Source organism: candidate division WOR-3 bacterium, assembly GCA_039801365.1.
Classification (GTDB): Bacteria; Hydrothermota; Tepidihabitantia; order Tepidihabitantales; family Tepidihabitantaceae; genus JBDRUN01.
In genome coordinates, this window is the sequence record JBDRUN010000057.1 from 1 (window position 1) to 16,857 (window position 16,857).

Annotated in this window: 14 protein-coding genes and 2 tRNA genes; 8 read left to right on the forward strand and 8 right to left on the reverse strand. The window is 59.3% G+C overall.

From position 1 onward, the window contains the following. Nucleotides 1–287 precede the first annotated feature (287 nt). From ABIL25_07700 to purM, 6 genes are all read left to right on the forward strand, one after another. The gene (locus tag ABIL25_07700; GenBank protein ID MEO0082159.1) at nt 288–521 is read left to right on the forward strand and encodes a helix-turn-helix transcriptional regulator; all 234 of its coding nucleotides are present in this window, start codon (nt 288–290) and stop codon (nt 519–521) included. 26 nt (nt 522–547) lie between these two features. Continuing rightward, nucleotides 548–2,188, forward strand: a complete 1,641-nt coding sequence (locus ABIL25_07705) for a hypothetical protein (protein MEO0082160.1) — start codon at nt 548–550, stop codon at nt 2,186–2,188. A gap of 9 nt (nt 2,189–2,197) precedes the next feature. After that, on the forward strand, nt 2,198–2,536 hold the full coding sequence (locus ABIL25_07710) for a hypothetical protein (GenBank protein MEO0082161.1): 339 nt from the start codon (nt 2,198–2,200) through the stop codon (nt 2,534–2,536). Further along, nucleotides 2,533–2,754 carry a hypothetical protein gene (locus ABIL25_07715; protein ID MEO0082162.1) on the forward strand — a complete coding sequence of 74 codons (222 nt, stop codon included), beginning with the start codon at nt 2,533–2,535 and terminating at the stop codon, nt 2,752–2,754. Before ABIL25_07710 ends, ABIL25_07715 begins: the two co-directional genes overlap by 4 nt. 166 nt (nt 2,755–2,920) lie before the next feature. Beyond that, nucleotides 2,921–3,898, forward strand: a complete 978-nt coding sequence (locus ABIL25_07720) for a GNAT family N-acetyltransferase (protein MEO0082163.1) — start codon at nt 2,921–2,923, stop codon at nt 3,896–3,898. 42 nt (nt 3,899–3,940) lie between these two features. Further along, nucleotides 3,941–4,957, forward strand: coding sequence for a phosphoribosylformylglycinamidine cyclo-ligase (gene purM / locus ABIL25_07725; GenBank protein ID MEO0082164.1), 1,017 nt, complete (start codon nt 3,941–3,943; stop codon nt 4,955–4,957). Between the two features lie 50 nt (nt 4,958–5,007). Here the strand turns inward: purM and xerD are convergent, their stop codons facing one another. The 8 genes from xerD to ABIL25_07765 all read right to left on the reverse strand — a co-directional run bounded on the left by xerD (nt 5,008) and on the right by ABIL25_07765 (nt 15,339). Next, nucleotides 5,008–5,940, reverse strand: a complete 933-nt coding sequence (xerD, locus tag ABIL25_07730) for a site-specific tyrosine recombinase XerD (GenBank protein ID MEO0082165.1) — start codon at nt 5,938–5,940, stop codon at nt 5,008–5,010. Next, nucleotides 5,933–7,501 (reverse strand): L-aspartate oxidase, encoded by a 1,569-nt coding sequence (gene nadB / locus ABIL25_07735; GenBank protein ID MEO0082166.1) that lies wholly within the window; start codon nt 7,499–7,501, stop codon nt 5,933–5,935. The genes xerD and nadB overlap by 8 nt, the downstream gene beginning before the upstream one ends. A 174-nt stretch (nt 7,502–7,675) precedes the next feature. Further along, nucleotides 7,676–8,371, reverse strand: coding sequence for a hypothetical protein (locus tag ABIL25_07740; GenBank protein MEO0082167.1), 696 nt, complete (start codon nt 8,369–8,371; stop codon nt 7,676–7,678). A 10-nt stretch (nt 8,372–8,381) separates the two neighbouring features. Continuing rightward, nucleotides 8,382–11,174 (reverse strand): T9SS type A sorting domain-containing protein, encoded by a 2,793-nt coding sequence (locus ABIL25_07745; protein MEO0082168.1) that lies wholly within the window; start codon nt 11,172–11,174, stop codon nt 8,382–8,384. A gap of 60 nt (nt 11,175–11,234) precedes the next feature. Next, nucleotides 11,235–14,402 (reverse strand): immune inhibitor A domain-containing protein, encoded by a 3,168-nt coding sequence (locus ABIL25_07750; protein MEO0082169.1) that lies wholly within the window; start codon nt 14,400–14,402, stop codon nt 11,235–11,237. A gap of 160 nt (nt 14,403–14,562) precedes the next feature. After that, nucleotides 14,563–14,649: transfer RNA gene (locus ABIL25_07755), tRNA-Ser, on the reverse strand. Nucleotides 14,650–14,679: 30 nt separating this feature from the next. Next, the gene (tadA, locus tag ABIL25_07760; GenBank protein ID MEO0082170.1) at nt 14,680–15,261 is read right to left on the reverse strand and encodes a tRNA adenosine(34) deaminase TadA; all 582 of its coding nucleotides are present in this window, start codon (nt 15,259–15,261) and stop codon (nt 14,680–14,682) included. 4 nt (nt 15,262–15,265) lie between these two features. After that, a tRNA-Arg gene (locus ABIL25_07765) sits at nt 15,266–15,339 on the reverse strand. Nucleotides 15,340–15,616: 277 nt separating this feature from the next. Here ABIL25_07765 and ABIL25_07770 point away from each other — a divergent pair. Both ABIL25_07770 and ABIL25_07775 read left to right on the forward strand, forming a co-directional pair. Continuing rightward, complete coding sequence (locus ABIL25_07770; protein ID MEO0082171.1) at nt 15,617–15,796, forward strand: hypothetical protein; 180 nt, start codon at nt 15,617–15,619, stop codon at nt 15,794–15,796. 188 nt (nt 15,797–15,984) lie between these two features. Further along, nucleotides 15,985–16,857: hypothetical protein (locus tag ABIL25_07775; GenBank protein ID MEO0082172.1), on the forward strand; the 873-nt coding region annotated here is incomplete at its 3' end.

Consider the following 16,857-nt stretch of genomic DNA (forward strand, 5'->3'; position numbering starts at 1 on the left):
GTTCAAGGCACTTCAAGATCCCATGTTCCCCACGCACGTGGGGGTGAACCGCGCTGTTGTCAAATCCTATAGTACCCGACTGAATGTTCCCCACGCACGTGGGGGTGAACCGGTCCGGCCGCATACACACCACCATCCGTATTCAGCCCTACCCAGTCCCCCGCGCGCACGCCAAGCTTGACATCGTCTTGCGGGCTGTTATCCTGCCTCGATGACAGGTCTTGAAAGGGCAGACTCAGACTGGAAAAGACCGTATTCTACCGACTTCTACAGTCCAGGGGCACCACGTGGCTAGGCCAGTCAGGAAGCGAATACCGCCGAATCGGGTCAAGTATTACCGCATGAAGCTGATGCTCAGCCGGCGCGAGTTGGCCAATAAAGCAGGTATTTCGGTCGAGGCACTCTGCAAGATAGAAAACAGGACAACCATCCCCCGTCTCCCGACGATGAGGAAGATACTCATCGCGCTTGGTAAGGACGTGTCAGAGGCGGAAACAGTCTTTCCCGGTTACGCAGAATAGTCCTGCCGATGCTCACCCAGGAGCCCATGGACATTATCCAGGAACGCCGAAACCAGCTTCTGGAGCAGGTTGATTTCCTAACCTACGAGATTGAGTACGCCCTGCACCGGGTGCAGTCGGCCCGCGGCGAGGAACCGCCCGAGGAGCCATTCCGTCTCATCGAGCTGGACCGCGTGGGTTTTCTCCGCGAGCAGGCCCAGCGCATCCGGCGACAGATTGTCAGTACGTGGAAAAATGGCATCCAGCTTGACCATGACACCCAGAGCCGGTTGACCGCCCGACTTTCAGTCTTGGCCCCTGTCCTCGAGTCAATGACCCACTCGCTGGTGCAGCGCCGCTGGAAACTTTCCCGTTCACGCGGTCCGACCGACGCCAACATCCATGTACCGCTGAACGAGTGTCATCCGAACTACGCCGTGTTCTTCCGAGCAGTTGAGAACGTAGTCCACGAAGCCACCCGCCGACTGGCGGGCGGCTTCTTTGCCCGGGCAACCGGGCTCAGGTTTCGTCCTTGCAGTCTTGCGCCACTCCTGGTTGTATCAAGGGGAAGGCAGTTCATGCTGGACACAACCGGCGTTCTGGTACAGGACTACGACAGCGAGTCTGGCGTGAGGAACGATTACCGGGTACTACATCGCCGCCTTCACCTCATGTCGTACCTGACCGTGCCCCGCCACACGCCTGCGGTCTTCCGTACCATTCCGCTGGTTGGACACGAGATGTTCCACTACGTCGGCGAAACCCTGAACTCAGCTCGTAATACGGTCACGGATCAGCCGAGCGTGAGACGAGTGGACCTTACCGACGAGAAGAAGCGCTCAGTCATGAAGAACTACGGGCCGGTCTATTCACCACTTCTGGAGCATATGTCCGATATCACTGACTGGTATCGGGCCATGCTCGCTAGGGCCGTCATTGCTGACACGAGAACCGACGGCCTGGGTGCACGAGTGCGAATGTGGCTATCCCGGCAGGCCGGTACCCAGAACCCAGCGATAAGGAGAGAACGTCTTGAACGTGCTGCGACCTTTCACTTTGTCGAGACACTCTGCGACATTGGTGCGGTTGTTCTTGCCGGGCCGGCCTATACCCGGGCATTCCTCAGCAACGTAGTGATGAGTGGAGACCTGTGGTGCAGCGAAAAACGCTGGACCGATGGCGGTCAGCATCCGCCGTCAGTATCCCGGGCCAGGTTGCAGTTGCTCGCGCTCCAGTATCTCGGTTACACCCGAACCGCAGCAGAGCTTACCGACTCACTGGAACGGTTACTCGCGAGTCTCACGCCTCAGGCACGCCGCCTGCTTGAGCCCTATGAATCTCTGGTGGAAGGTATCTGGAGTAAGGGAGGCGTCGAGAAGCTTGTGCGTCTGCTCAGAAGTTTTGTCGAAGAAAGCCCGCTGGAAAGCCGATCGCTGCAGTGCGGAGAGCTGCCATCCGGTGACTGGGGTCAGAACTTCAGCGAAGGTAAATGGGAATCAGGACTGGAAGAGATCGTCCGGGCCGTGGATAGCGGCGACATGCTGCTGGACGGAAACCATAGTTGCTTTGACATCCTGAATGCCATGTGGCTAGCCTATGCCCGGAACAATCGAATCCCTGTCCTGCCCTGGGAGATTTGTCTGGCAAAGCAGCGGCCCTGGAAGGGCCTGCGGCTGCCGCATCCGTGAAGGAGGAATATGCCAGAACATGACGCAACCGCAATCATCCTTGTCAAGAGCAAACCCGGTAAGGAGGCTCTTGTTGAGCAAGGCTTGAAAAGGGTTTTTGCCAAAAGATGCAGTACTAAGTGCCGCCGAACTAATGGTGGTCGTGTCTGCGAGAACCTCGATTTCCGAGTTCTCGGCCACGCCCTGGGAAGGTTCGACTTTGCGCTCATCGTCCAGGGCTCACGCGCCCGGGATGTGCATGGGCTCGTGCTTCAATGCATACGAAAGAACCTGGCACCCAGGGTGTTGGACACCGAAACGTCCTACGTGTATAATATCCTGACAAACGAAAGGAAGGAGAGCAAGTGAACTCAACTGCGTATCGCAAACGAGAACAGCGAATCCTGCTAGCCGATCACATGCGCCGCCGCATCGTGCTAAAGGCCGGGTCAGACCTCACTCCTACGCCTGAGGAGTACTATCGGAAGCTCCTCGCCGCCGGATACCCGGAGGGAGAAGCCGCAGACCTGGTTGCGGCTTCTGGTCTGCGTCCGGCCGAGTACCGCCGCAAGTCCAGGACTCGCTGAGCCAGCTCGCTACTGCCAGCCGGCGCTTCTGCCACCACACCACAACCGGTAGACGTCAGCTCGGCCATGCGCTGGGTCCGACCACACGGAGCATGGTTGCGCCCTGCCTGCTGGACAATGCCGTTGACACCTGAGCCGCATCAATTACTCTTACTGCGAGGTCCGCATGGCGTCAGACACCGAGCCCAGAACCTCTGGCACGGACAGGCTCTCAGTCCGTCCCCTGGTTCAGGAAGATGGCCGTGCAGTCGGCCTGCTCATGCAGGAGGTGTGCCGTGAATTCGGTGCTGAGCCACTCCTTTCAGTCGAGGCCACTGTTCAACTGTTCAATACCCCCTGGCTTGAACGCGGTGCCGGCCTGATGCTTGAGGACAGTACGACAATCGCCGGTTATGGCTGGGCCCGGGACTCGGCTTGGAACGGTAGCCGCTACGTCCAGGTCGGCCTGTTCCTGCGCAACCGTTACCGGGCACCCGCATCCTTTCAGATTCTAACCACCCCTCTGCTCGAGCTTGCCCGCGACATCAGTCAGCGTTACCATACGCCGGCTGCCTTGACGTACTACCGCAGTGTTGACACTGCCCACGTGGCGATTGTCCGCGCTATCGGCTTTAGTGACATGCCCGTCGCAATGGTCGGGTTCCGGCACGACCTGAAGCACATCCCTGAGCCCAGACCACCAGCCGGTCTCAGTATCAGGCCGGCGCGCCTGCCCGAAGAGAAGTCCTTGCTTCTTTCCCTCAACCACCAGGCATTTGATAATGCCGCCATCCAGGGCGAGCCGCTGCATGAGCAGTATTTCGACCTGCTTCCTTCCTTAGCCGGTTTCGAGCCTGAGCAGATACTCATCGCCGAACTGGACCGGCAGCCGGTCGGACACGCAGTTCTGCACTTCCAGCCGGACAAGCCACACTGCGGGCCGGAGCTGTGCGAGGTTGCGGTTCTACCCAAGCATCGTGGCCGCGGCATTGGTCCGACCTTGGTTCACCGCCTGCTTGTCTGGTGCCGGTCACGGGGAGTCGGCACGGTGTTCACCGGTTCGTTCAGCACCAATCCGGCGGCGGCGATGTATTGGCGCCTTGGTTTCCGGCCTGACCCGATACGTACCTACTTCTTTTTCACCAAGAACCTTACCGATAATTGAGCCGGGCTGTAGCGGACCGGTTGTTCTTGACACGGGGCTGGCATGCCGCTAGGTTTGGTCGTGCGCTACCGCGATGCTGGCGTTGACATTGACGCTATGGATTCGGTGAAGTTGCGCATCAGCCGGCTGGTCAAGCCGACTTACACGCCGCAGGTTCTGTCTGACATCGGGCTGTTCGGCTCCTTGGTCCGCGTGCCGCGGATGCGCGACCCGGTCCTGGTCGCTAGTTGCGACAGCCTCGGCACCAAGGCGCTAGTCGCACGGATGACAGGCCGGTTCGACACGGTCGGCATTGACATCGTGAACCACTCGGTAAACGACATCCTCACGCTCGGTGCCCGGCCCTTGTTCTTCTTGGACTACATCGGACACGCCGACCTTTCGGACCGACAGTTTGAGGAGATTATCAGCGGTCTGGCTCGGGCATGCCGGGCCAATTCCTGCCCGCTTGTGGGCGGTGAGATAGCGATGATGCCGGATGTGTACAAGTCCGGTGACTTTGACCTTGCTGGGTTCATTGTCGGCGTTGTCGAGCGTCGCCGGATTGTTGATGCGAAGCGACTGCGGCCGGGCGACATCGCCATCGGAATTCCGTCGTCCGGCCTGCACACAAACGGTTACACCCTGGCCCGCAAGGTGCTGTTCGAGCATGCCGGGTTGACAGTCCGTTCCCGCGTCAAGGGACTTGAGACAACGCTCGGCCAGGCCCTGCTCAGGCCGCATCGCTCCTACCTCAAGCCGGTCTATCCCCTGCTTCCGCGGCTGAAGGCGCTGGCGCACATTACCGGCGGCGGGTTCTACGATAACATCCGACGTCTGCTTCCGTTCGAGACCTCGTGCGTGATTCACAAGGACGCCTGGCGACCAGGGCCGCTGTTCCGCCTGATCCAGCGACTCGGTTCAGTGCCAGAGGACGAGATGTACCGGGTGTTCAACATGGGAATCGGCATGGTGCTGTTCTGTGCCCGCGAAGAGGCCCGGACCGTGCTCAACCGCATCCGTGGCTCGCGTGTAATCGGCAAGGTCGTGCGCGGCACTTTCGGCGTTGCGGTAATCTGACTCAGCAGGCACCGCACACAAGCATTCTGAATCAGTGACCGGACGTAGTGCTAGCCGCGCGGATGGAAAGTCCGATAGACTTCCCGAAGGTATTCCCGGTCAAGGTGAGTATAGACCTGCGTAGTGGAGATGTCGGCGTGGCCGAGCATTTCCTGCACTGCCCGCAGGTCGGCGCCGCCTTCAAGCAGATGCGTGGCGAATGAGTGCCGCAGGGTATGCGGCGTGACGCGACGTTTGATGCCGGCAAGTTGCACGCAGTGACGGAGTATCTTCCAGGCGCCCATCCTTGAGAGCGGTTTGCCCTGCCGGCTCGGAAACAACCAGTCGGTAACCCGCTTGCCGAGAAAGTGCGGTCTGGCCGCGTTCAGATATTCACGCACCGCATCCCGGGCGAACCGGCCCAGAGGCACGATTCGTTCCTTGGCCCGCTTCCCCATAACCCTAACATACCCGGTTTCAAGGTTGACATCGCCAAGTCGCAGCCCGACCAGTTCTGATATTCTGAGCCCGCACCCGTACAGAAGTTCGAGTATGGCCCGACCGCGCAATGCCCAGAACCGGTCCGGCACCTTCACCGGCGCCTGCATCAGCATGCCTGCTTCCTGCGTCGTGAGAGTATTGGGCAGACGTCTTGCCTGCTTCGGCACAACAAGATTCTCGGTCGGGTCAGCCTCAAGCCGCAGCTCGGCCGTCAGATACCGATAGAACATTCTTAGTGAAGACACCTTGCGGGCAATGGTTGCCGGCGTCAGTCCAAGTGCTGCAAGCCGGCCAATGTATGACTGCACGTCATTCCGAGTGACTGCTTCTGGATGCTCTGCAGCCTGCGGTCGGGTCTGGAAGAACTGCGAAACATCGGTCAGATAGAACCCCACGGTTTTCTGCACCAAACTCCGCTCGACCAGTAGATAGCTGGCAAAGCGCTCAAGTATCTGCGCACCCGGCCCAGTCAGGGTTTCAGACCCGCGTCCGGCATCAGCCAAGCGGGTCCTGGCGCGTGACGACCGTATCTTTCCGGTAGTGGTCATTCTTGTCCGGGTGGTCCTGGTTGAAATGCAGCCCGCGCGACTCCGGTCGGCGCCGGGCGCAGCCAACAATGAGCCGCGCAACTGTCAGCAGGTTCCGCGTCTCAAGTGCGTGGACTCCCGTAGCCGGCTCGCTTTCAACCTCGGCCGCAAGTTCGGCCAGTCTTGCCGCCGCCTTTGCCAGACCGACATCGCTCCGCACGATACCGGCATAGTCCCACATCAACTGTCTTAGCTCAGCACGCACCGCCTCAGCTCGCTGTCCGGCTACGCCACTCTGGGCTCCGATTATCTGGTCCTGTTTTTCACAGACTGCATGCCTCCTGCCCTGCGGTCGGTCTGCTCCGGCCTTTTGTGCTGCCCGGTCGGCAAACACCAGGGCCTCGAGCAGCGAGTTCGAAGCCAGCCGGTTCGCACCGTGGAGTCCGGTGCAAGCGCACTCACCAGCCGCAAAAAGTCCAGGAACAGTTGTCTCAGCCCAGGAATTCACCAACAGTCCGCCGCAAACGTAATGTGCTGCCGGCACCACCGGAATCGGTTGCCGGGTAATGTCAATCCCGAAACGTAGGCACGTCTCATAGATGTGCGGAAAACGCTGCCTGGTGCGCTCTGCATCAAGATGGGTCGCATCGAGCAGTACGTATTGCTCTCCGCGCCTCTTCAGCTCGGAGTCAATTGCCCTTGCAACCGCATCCCTCGGTGCGAGTGAACCTTCAGGATGATACCGCTCCATGAACGTCGCACCATCCTGGGTCCGGAGTATCGCACCCTCTCCCCTAACGGCTTCGGACACAAGAAACGTCCGGCCGTCAATGTCCGAACCCCATAGTGCGGTTGGATGAAACTGAATGAACTCCATGTTGGCGATACTGGCACCGGCCCGAAAGCCCATTGCGATGCCGTCGCCCGTCGCAATCGGCGGGTTGGTCGTGTGCTGGTAGGCCTGACCGATCCCCCCGGTCGCCAAAAGCGTTGTGCCGGCCAGCACCGTCTCAATCCGGCCCGAGCGGTGGTCCAGCACGGTCGCACCACAGCACCGGCCGCGCTCGTCAACAAGAACGTCCAGAGCAAAATGCTGCTCTGAGATTGTGACGCCGGTAGCCGACCGCACCGTTCTGACAAGACCATGCTCGATGGCAAGGCCGGTATGGTCTTGGGCGTGTACGATTCGGCGGCGGCGATGGCCACCCTCCTGACCAAGATCGAAGTGCGCTACTCCGTGTGCGTTGCGGTGCGTGGAGAACTCAACTCCAAGGTCAGCGAGCTCACGCACCAGCGCCGGGCCGGCGTCAACTACCAGTCTGACGACTTCGGGCTTGGCAAGCCCCTGTCCTGCGACCAGTGTGTCTTCGTAGTGGATGTCAGGTGAATCGTCTTCCGCGACCGCCGCAGCGATTCCACCCTGCGCGTAGTTGGTGTTGGACTCGGTATCTTCCTTCTTGGTGATGACCAGTACCGTTCCGTACCGGCTGACCTTGTAGGTGAACCACAGGCCGGCAATCCCAGACCCGATTACCAAGAAGTCAAACCGATGGACGCTCAAGTATCTAGCGGTTAATTGTCAATGGCCAATGACCAAACCATCATCAAGGCTCGGCGAACCGGGCCGGGTAGCCGGAAAGGTCCGGTTTTCTGTCCAATTGGCTCTCCGCCCATCCGTCTCCCCTGCTTTGCCGGCTTTCCGTATTTCCGCCTAGAACCGGTACCGCAGTTCGAGCGAAGCCACGTCCTCGCCTGGCCCAATTTCCAGCCGCGATTGCCCTTGGGGCGAGCGAAGAAAGAAAGCACAGTCGAGCACACTAGCGAGCCGGTTCAGGAGCAGGCCCGCTGCAGTAAATCCGGCTCGCTGGGCCGCGGCGCGGGCCGAGCGCCGCGTGCGCCAGAAATAGTATCGCGCCGAATCCGAACTCCAGTCCCAGGCCTTCTCGCCAAAGTAGCCATTCTCCTCATAGTATTCGTGCTGAGCGACCGGGTCATCTGGAAACCGGCTGCGAGCCTCGCGTCTGACGTCCTCGTTGTACTCATCGGCATTGTCGTAGCGCTCAAGCGCCGTGTAGTATCGGGACTCCCGCAACGTGATGTCAGCACCAGCCTCGCGCGCGGCGACAAGCCTTGCGTCCTGTTCCCGGCTTGAACCATACCAGGAAAACCCGGCCCAGGCCAGCCAGCCAGCACCATCAACCCAGAGCATCGCCTCCCCGCGATTTCTGGCTCCCAGCATCAGCTGTCCGGCCCCAGGCAGCGCGGCTGAAGCAACTATCGCAACTCCCCTGCTGGCGCCAAGGCCTGTGCCCACAGCCAACAGCAAACCGGTCAGCATCAGCCTGCCCTGAATCGTCATCCATCGGGTGTTGGTCCGCGTTTTCTTGCAATCTGTATTTGCTGGCAATGTTCCTCCGTTACCTGACGACAAGCTTTCTGGTCAATTGTTGTCCATTGGACTCAATCCGGCAGAGATAAACTCCCCGGCCTAGAGAGCCGAGGTCCAGCACTTGCCTGCCACCTGCTACCTCAGCCGCAAGCACCTTGCGACCGGCCCGGTCCAACACATGAACAAGAGCCGGCCCCACCGACCCGATATCGACCAGGAACCGCCCCGCCGATACCGTCGGTCTGACCCATGCCTCTGGCTTAGCGCTGGCAACCGGGTTCGCGATACCAACCAGCTCCCAGTCAGTAAGCTTGGCGAATATGTCCCATCCTTGGTGTCGGCGGTTATCGGTCCACGCAAATGCGAGCACCTGTCTGGCCGCTACGCTCTGACCTACAGTCCAGTGGTGGTTGTTCGGGAAAAGGCCAGGCTGATTCACACGTCGGTTTCCGCTGACCCTGGTCCGGTCGGCCCGAAAACGCTGGCAGTAGATCTGGGGCGTACCGGGCGAGTCACGTTCGTCGTTGAACGCTAGTGCGAGCCGGCCAGAGTCGTCGAATGCGCAGGTCGGTGAGTAGCAATCGGTTTCAGTCGTGTTGTCATTGACCCGCTCATTTCCGCCCAGTCTTGCGCCAGTAGAGTCGAACCACTGCATATAAACGTCATAGATGTCGTTTCTCGTGTCCTCCCAGGCCACCACGAACTGACCGTTGTCTGAAACCGCGCATGCCGGATACCCCTGGTACACATTACCGGTGTCAATGCTGACCATGATATTTGGCCCGACCCGGGAACCATCCGGCCGAAACAACTGGCAGTATATGTCGCCGTCGCCTTGCCGGTAATCCATCCAGGCTGCGACAAGCCAGCCATTGCGGCTCATGGCCACGCTCGCATAGTACTGATTGCCGCCGCCGTCCGAGAGCACGAACTCCGGCCCTTCGGGCTGACCGTCCGGCCTGTAGCGCCGGCAGAACACCCGGTATGCGTCTTCTCGTCCGTCCATCCACACTACCGCCGCGCGGTTCGATGTGTCCATTGCACAATATGAATACCACTGAAATGCGCCACTTGTATCTGAGTTTACCAGGAAATTCGGGCCCACCGGCATGCCGACCGCATCAAGAAACCGACCGTAGATGCTGAACTCTCCATCACGGTTGTCCGTCCATGTCGCAATGAACCGTCCCTTGCCGGCTGCGACCGCAGCGTAGTACTGGGAGGCGCCAGAAATGCCATCATCATTGAGCTTAACATTCGGCCCGACTGTCTGTCCGGACGCGTCAAATACGCTGCGGTAGATGTCGCACTCACCACTGCGTTCGTCCTCCCAAGCGACAACCGTGTTTCCGATGGCGTCCATGCCAATTGAAGACACCCGCTGATGAGAACTTGCGGTGTCGTCGTTTACCCGAAAGCTCGCTGTCTGCGGCGTGCCATCCCGGCCGAACCTGCGGCAGTACAGATCGTTGTTACCGTTGCGCCGGTCAACCCAGACGACCCAGTACCCGCCGTCCGGACATGCCGCGACCGTTGGAGCACCCTGGTCGGTGCTTGTAGCGTCGTCATTCACGAGAAAGTTAGAACCGAGCGCCGTACCTGAGCCTGAGTAGCGCTGAGCGTACACATCACTGTTGCCGTTCCTGCGGTCGGCCCACGTGACGAGATACTCACCGAGTCGGTTCGCACCAACGCTAACTGCCGACTGGTCAGCCGGGCCAACATCGTCATTCACCTTGACATTTCCGCCAAGAGGCTGGCCAAGTGAGTTGTAGAACTGGACGTATGCGTCCCATTGTCCGGTTCTGCGGTCTTCCCAACACACGGCAAACCCGCCGTCCGGAGTACAAGCGACGGCCGGCGCCCACTGAATGCTGTCATTCGTCGTCACCTGAATATTCGAGCCCAGCCGGTTGCCGAGCCGATCGAACCGCTGGCAGAAGATGTTCCAATCATAGGCGTTCAGCCCTCGACCGTCCATCCATGCTACGACGAACCGGCCCGAGTCGTCGCACGAAACACTTGGCTCGTACTGATTGGCCCGGCCGATCGGGTCGTCATTGACCCGAAAGTTGGTATCGCGCGGTGTACCATCCGGTGCGAGGAACTGAGCGAAGATGTCGCCGGTTATGCCAAAGCGCCGGTCATCCCAAGCGATGAGCGCCGTACCGTCCGGCCCCATCGCCGCGCCCGAGAAGCTCTGGTCTCCTGGCACGCCGGAATCACTTACCCGGAAGTTGTCGCCAAGCCGCTGACCTGATGCGTCAAACCGCTGACAGAAAAGGTCTGAGTTGCCAATGTCGCGTCGGTCCTCCCAACTGGAAAGATACCTGCCATCCGGACTCATAGCGACCGCCGGGTCACCCTGCCAACCCATAGTCGCATCAGTATTCAGCCGCTCATTCTGGCCCAAAGGATTCCCAGCCGAGTCGAACCGTTGGAACCACACGTCCGCATCGCCGTCCCGGAACTCGTACCAGACCACTACGAACCGACCTGAGCGGTCGCTTGCAATCGAGGGACCATCCTGCCTCGCGCCACCATAATCGTCGTCATTACACACAAAGTCGTCACGAACAACGCTATCAAGGAGAGACGGAGCAGATAATCGAAGGGGCGGGTACCGGTACGCTTGATGTGATGGTATCGAACGGTCAGGCAGCGGTCGCGGACAGGTCGGCGAACGCTCGCGGAGCATCTTGTCCAACCCCGGGTGTCCGGTCGCGAACGCCGTGCCACAAACCAAGAACAGAAGAACGTCGCAGAACAGTGCCCCACGTCTCATTTCGCACAGCCCTTGTTCGAGAGCTCTCGTAACCACGTTGCTTCGCCGTCGGCATCCGCGCGTATCCTCGTCCACGTCGGGTCTGTGAACATTGAACTATCTGACAATCGCCAGCTTTGTGAACTTTACCTCGGTTTTGCCCGCGCACTCAACCTCAAGGCGGACCACATACAGTCCGGGTGAGTATTCAGTGAGGTCTATCACGGCCTCGTTATCGGCTACAGGCAGGGCCGGGCCTTCGAAAGACCGGCCCGCACGTTCACCAGCCATGTCCAATAACTGCACTCTGACCTTGGCTTGACCCGAACCGAGGCGATAGCGGACCGCGACCTCTTTCGCCGCCGGATTGGGGTACACAAAGAATGAAGTCACCAGTTCGGCCGGCGGTTCTGGCATGACCGGTAGCTCGTTGTCCGGCATAAGTCCGGTGTGACATGGGTCGTGATAGGCGCAGCCCCACCTTATACCTTGGGCCGAGGCCGGCAGGTCCCATACGTAGAAAACTCCGTTGTTCGCGCCAACACAGAGTTCAACATCACCATCCTTGTCCAGGTCCACGGCGAGCGGAACCGCGCTGATGCCCGCAGTACTCATGAGTGGGAAGTACTGTAGCATGCGACCATCCGTGCCCCTGAACCCTAGGAGTCCGTATCGGGGCGAGCCGATTGCGAGGTCGGTCAAACCGTCTCCGTCTAGGTCAACACAGACCGGCGAGGAGGTATACTGAAAATACACGTCGTAGTAGATTATCCAGTTTCCGGCCAGCTCGTAAGTCTCATACGTGGAATCCTGCTTGAACGGGAAGTTGGTTACGAGCGTCGCATTCCGGTTGAAGGCAAACAAGTCGTTCATTGAGGCCAGGGCGAAATCCGGGTATCCATCCGCGTTCAGGTCTGCTGCGGCTAACGTCCCTCGGAACGGCTGACGAATGATTTCCCTTGACTGGTGTTTGATCTCACCGGACAGGCTTACGACAAAAAGCCGGTTGTTGAACTCTGACCCTGCCACGACCGCAATTTCCTTTTCCCCGTCCCGGTCAAAATCACCGACCAGTGGCTGACTTGTGTTGTAGTAGGGGACGTTGCTCAAAACCACAGGAAAGCCCGGCGCCAGGCTACCGTCCGAGTTGTAAACAAACAGCCGGCCATCACCGGAGAGCAGTACTATCTGCGGCCTGACCGTATCGGTCACAGCAACCGGAGCCCTTATCTCAGTCCCGACCTCAACCGGAAAACCGGACAGAAGCTCCAGACCGTTGTGCCATGCCCAGGCGTATAGCTTCATATCAGTTGAGCCGACAATGATGTCCTTCTTGCCGTCCCCATCCAGGTCTGCAAGCACCGGTGTCGCCAGAATACGGTCCCCGGTTGCAACCTCGCTCATCAGGCCTGCAAGCGGTATCATCTTGACCAGACCATCGTTGCCGGCCACAACGACCTCCAGACGCTCGTCACCCGAAACGTCTCCGATTGCCAAGTCTGCATACGTCGAAGTCCGGACACTGAGCGAACGCGCGAGCCGACCGTCGCTTCGCCAGATGCTCAAAAGACCGGCCGTATCCAGTACTGCAATCTCAAGTGAATCATCGTGGTCAATATCGGCCGCGAAGGCCGAGAGCAGCGGTTCGTCGCTTGCTGTCTTTGGAAATCCCTTCTGGTACAGGTCCCAGTTGATGCTCACGCCGATGATGGTGTCCTTAAGCCGGTCGGTTGAGTCTGCCTCGCCCAGGAGTCGCACCGACAGAAAACTCTTGCCATAGTAACCGTCGCTTGGCGGATTGGTTCTAACGTCAAACCGGTCATTGTACCCGCCTTTGAAAAACGGGTCATACTTGTTACCGTAGATTTCCGAGTACGGGTCCCAGGACTGGTACCACGGAACGTCGAAGTCCTGCACACCGTCCGCTTCCTCCAGGTCCACACCTTTGCGCTCCGGGAAAATGTTGATGGCGTTGTACGGCCCATAGTCAGCAATCACCGACTCATCCACGTGCCAGACTAGAATTCCAGACCCTGGCTGAAAGAAGTCATACTCATTGTACGCAACCGAAATCAGTACTCCGTCCTCGACGTCAACGTCAATCGTATCCGGCTGGGCAACATCCACCTGTCGATTTTCGATGAGAAAGTACTCGTCGGCGGTAATCGGGACCTTCACTATTGTCGGCGTGCCCGGGCCTGAGCGTTGACCGAACAGAGCTGTATCCATTTGCGCAGCGTATACCATCACCGACTCTCTTGGTACCCGAACCTCTATCGGCGTCACGAATCCAAGATGCACTCGATGATAGGCATCAAGAAACCCCGGTATCACCCCAGGCGGCGCACCGGCACCATAGTCGCCAAGCCAGCCGCCATATCCCATCAGACTCCAACCACCGACTCCCATTGTCACGCCGGTAACGTCATATAGGTCGTATGCGCCGAATAGATGACTGAGCTCATGACACAGGGTGCCGGCCAGGCCGACCATTCCGGCCAAGTTAGTCTGGTCGCCGTACATCGTGTCCTGCCGCATCATCTCGGGCAGAACCGTGGCCTGTTCGATCCGGGTCCGCCCCTCATCAACGAGGATATACGGAACTCCGAGATACGCCTCAAGCGCACCGGCCGGGATCTCACCGGCCAGAAGGTCAAAAGGACTGTCTTGGCGCAGACCGAAATCGGACTGAAGCCCTGATCCGGCGTGGAAGATAACGTATTCATCATAGTCCGAAAACCTGATCGCCGGATCTGCATCGGCAATCTTGAACGCGTCCCGCATCAGCCGAACAAGTCCAACTTCGACCGCTTCCCACGAAGTCGTGTCGCCGTAAAACTGCATCTGCCTTGGCAACTGATAGCATTCTTTCTCGGCTTCGGGAAACACCTTGTACTCCACGTCCAGTCGGCCCAACGACTGAGCCCGGAAGTAGTTGCGCGCGCCCTCCATCTGGCGCCCAAAGTAAGTCTTGAAATGTGGCGGGTCGTAGAAAAGGCCAGAATCCGGCGCAAGAAAACCAAGCGTGTCCATCTTTCCGTTACCGGTCGTCAGCGGAGTCGTATCCTCGACGAACTCGACTCGCAGACATAGAACCCGCTTAGTAACCTTCTGTCCGAGCCTCATCCGCTGAATCGCGGCCTTGTCATCCTCGGTCGGGTAGAAAGGGAACCGGTCGAAAGGCTTCGTGTCTGACTGCAGCTTTGTGAAGGAACGTATGAACCGGTTCTGCTGCCGGACAAACTCAGACGATGGCCTGCGGCCGGGCTTGACCAATGTCAGCACCTTCCCTGAAGTGGGTGTCGTCAGAACCAGCGCCAACACCGGCGCCGCAGCCAGACATCGGATTCTCAGACTACTCAGAAAATCCTCCTAAATAGATGTTCCATTGGTTGCGTTGTCACATCCCCAAGGCGGGCACGGACTCCGTCATGTCACAATCAAGCGGAGAGAGAGGGATTTGAACCCCCGATACCCTTGCGGGTATACGTGATTTCGAGTCACGCGCCATCGTCCACTCGGCCATCTCTCCAATTCACCGGTCGTCCCAGCCCCACGGGTCTCACCCTTCCTTCCTCCGACCGCGAAAGAACTCCTGTAGCAGTCCGGCACTTTCGGCCGCACATACGCCCGCGCAGACCGCAAGCCTGTGGTTGAACCGGTTCTCCTCAGCAATGTCATACTTCGAACCGAAGCAGCCGAACTTCGGATCATGCGCACCGAAGACCAGCCGGTCCGGCCGTGCCAGAATCAGAGCGCCGGCACACATCAAACACGGCTCCAGGGTCACATAAACGGTCGCGCCGGTCAGCCGCCAGTTGCCCAGAGTCGAGGCAGCCGCGCTCAGGGCGATAATCTCGGCATGCGCGGTCGGGTCTGCTAGCCCTTCAGTCCGGTTGTGTCCCCGACCGATGATGCGATCTTCCCGTACTACGACGCACCCGACCGGAACCTCGTTCTCCTCAAGTGCCCGCTGGGCCTCTACCAGAGCATGCCGCATCCAGCGCTCGTCGCTCTGTGCGGTCGGCGAGTCTCCAGCCACGAGAAACCGCTGTGTTTCCTCGGAAACCTGGTACTGCTTCTGGTTCGCGCCCTCTTCCGGCGCGCACTCCCGGCGTACCTGGCGGTTGTCCAAATCCGGCATTCAGCGCGCCCGGCGCGATTTGAACGCGCAACCTACGGATTCGTAGTCCGTCACTCTATCCATTTGAGCTACGGGCGCCTGCTTACTGCAACGTGTCTAATTCTAGGAACTCAGCATGCCCAGTCAAGCGCTCGCGTCCGAGGCGAGAGCCAACTAGCGCCGTGCTCTCCTCACCGCGACATCAGGCTTTTCATTTCCGCATCTTCCGTTGCCGGCGCTTGCGGTTCCACGACCGCCCTATGCTTGCCTCCGGACCGCGGCTCTGGTTCGGTCTGTGGAATCAGGCCGGCCTGAGCTGGGTTCTCAAGCCAGCCAGCCTGTCTCCGCACTCCGGGCAGTATTGGAACCCGGACATATGCACCAGGAGTTCGTGATGGAACAGCCCGCACCGAGCAGTAGCCAGCAGTTTCCGCCTCTTGCGGCCGCGGAAGACAAATTCGGATTGGTGGCTGCGACCGGAGTTGTCACGCCTTCGGCCGCAATGAGGACAGAACTTGCCGGAGTTGGTCATCCGACCTTGACACTCGCTGCATAGAGGGAATCCCCCGATGCTTCCCATACCTAGAAATTATACTCACCCCTATTGAGAGGTCAAATAGCACATTCACGCCCAAACTTGACGGCTCTGAACCCAGAGTTCTGAATTCAGATCCTCGCCACGTGTGCATTGCCCCTTCGATTGTTGGGTTGACCCTGACCGTCTCTGCTCTATAATCGCGGTCTGTGACAGTAGTACAGACAGGTCGCAAACCTGCCGCGCTTGGACCCCGTCCAAAGTTCGTGCGTCTCGTCCTACCGCTCGTGGCCTCGCTGCTCACCGCTTCAGTGTCTTCAGCCCAGCCTGCGCCATCGGCTGACGAACTCTGGCTCAAGATTACTTCGACCGGCGGCCGTAAACGGCTAAGTCTGGTCGTCGCAAAGTTCCAACCTGCGCCCGGTCTCCGGCCGGACCTGGCCGCACAACTCACCACCCTGCAGGAGGTTTTCGAGGCTGACCTTAGGTTTTCCCTCTATTTCACGTTCGAGACCCCTGAATCAGGTGCCTATTTCCGATTCGAGACTGACGCCCGCAGAATTGACCTCAAGGGTTGGTCCACGACCGGCGCCGAGGTTCTCATCTGCGGCGACCTGACTGTGAAGCGGACCGGACCAACAGTCGAGTTGCGACTTTATGACCTGGCAACCAGCCGTCGCATCGCTGCAAAAGCATACAAGCTCAGTGACAATACACGCTGGCTTGCTCACGAAATGGCGGACGACGTCATCAAGCTGCTTACTGGCGAAGACGGTGTGAGTCGTACCCGCATCGCCTTCTCGCGCTCTTCCGGCAGCGGTGACAAGGAACTTGCCCTTGTTGACTATGACGGCGCGGGCCTGCAACAGCTTACTGCTGGCGGTGGCGTGAAGCTGTTTCCGGACTGGTCACCTGATGGCCGATTCTTAACCTACTGCGCCTACGGTAAGACCTCGCTCAACATCCTGAGTATCGAGATCGCTTCAGGCGCAAAGCGGGTTCTGAGCGAACGCGCCGGTCTGAATACCACGCCGGCCTATGCCCCGGACGGCCGCCAGTTGTGCGTGTCACTTTCCCATGAG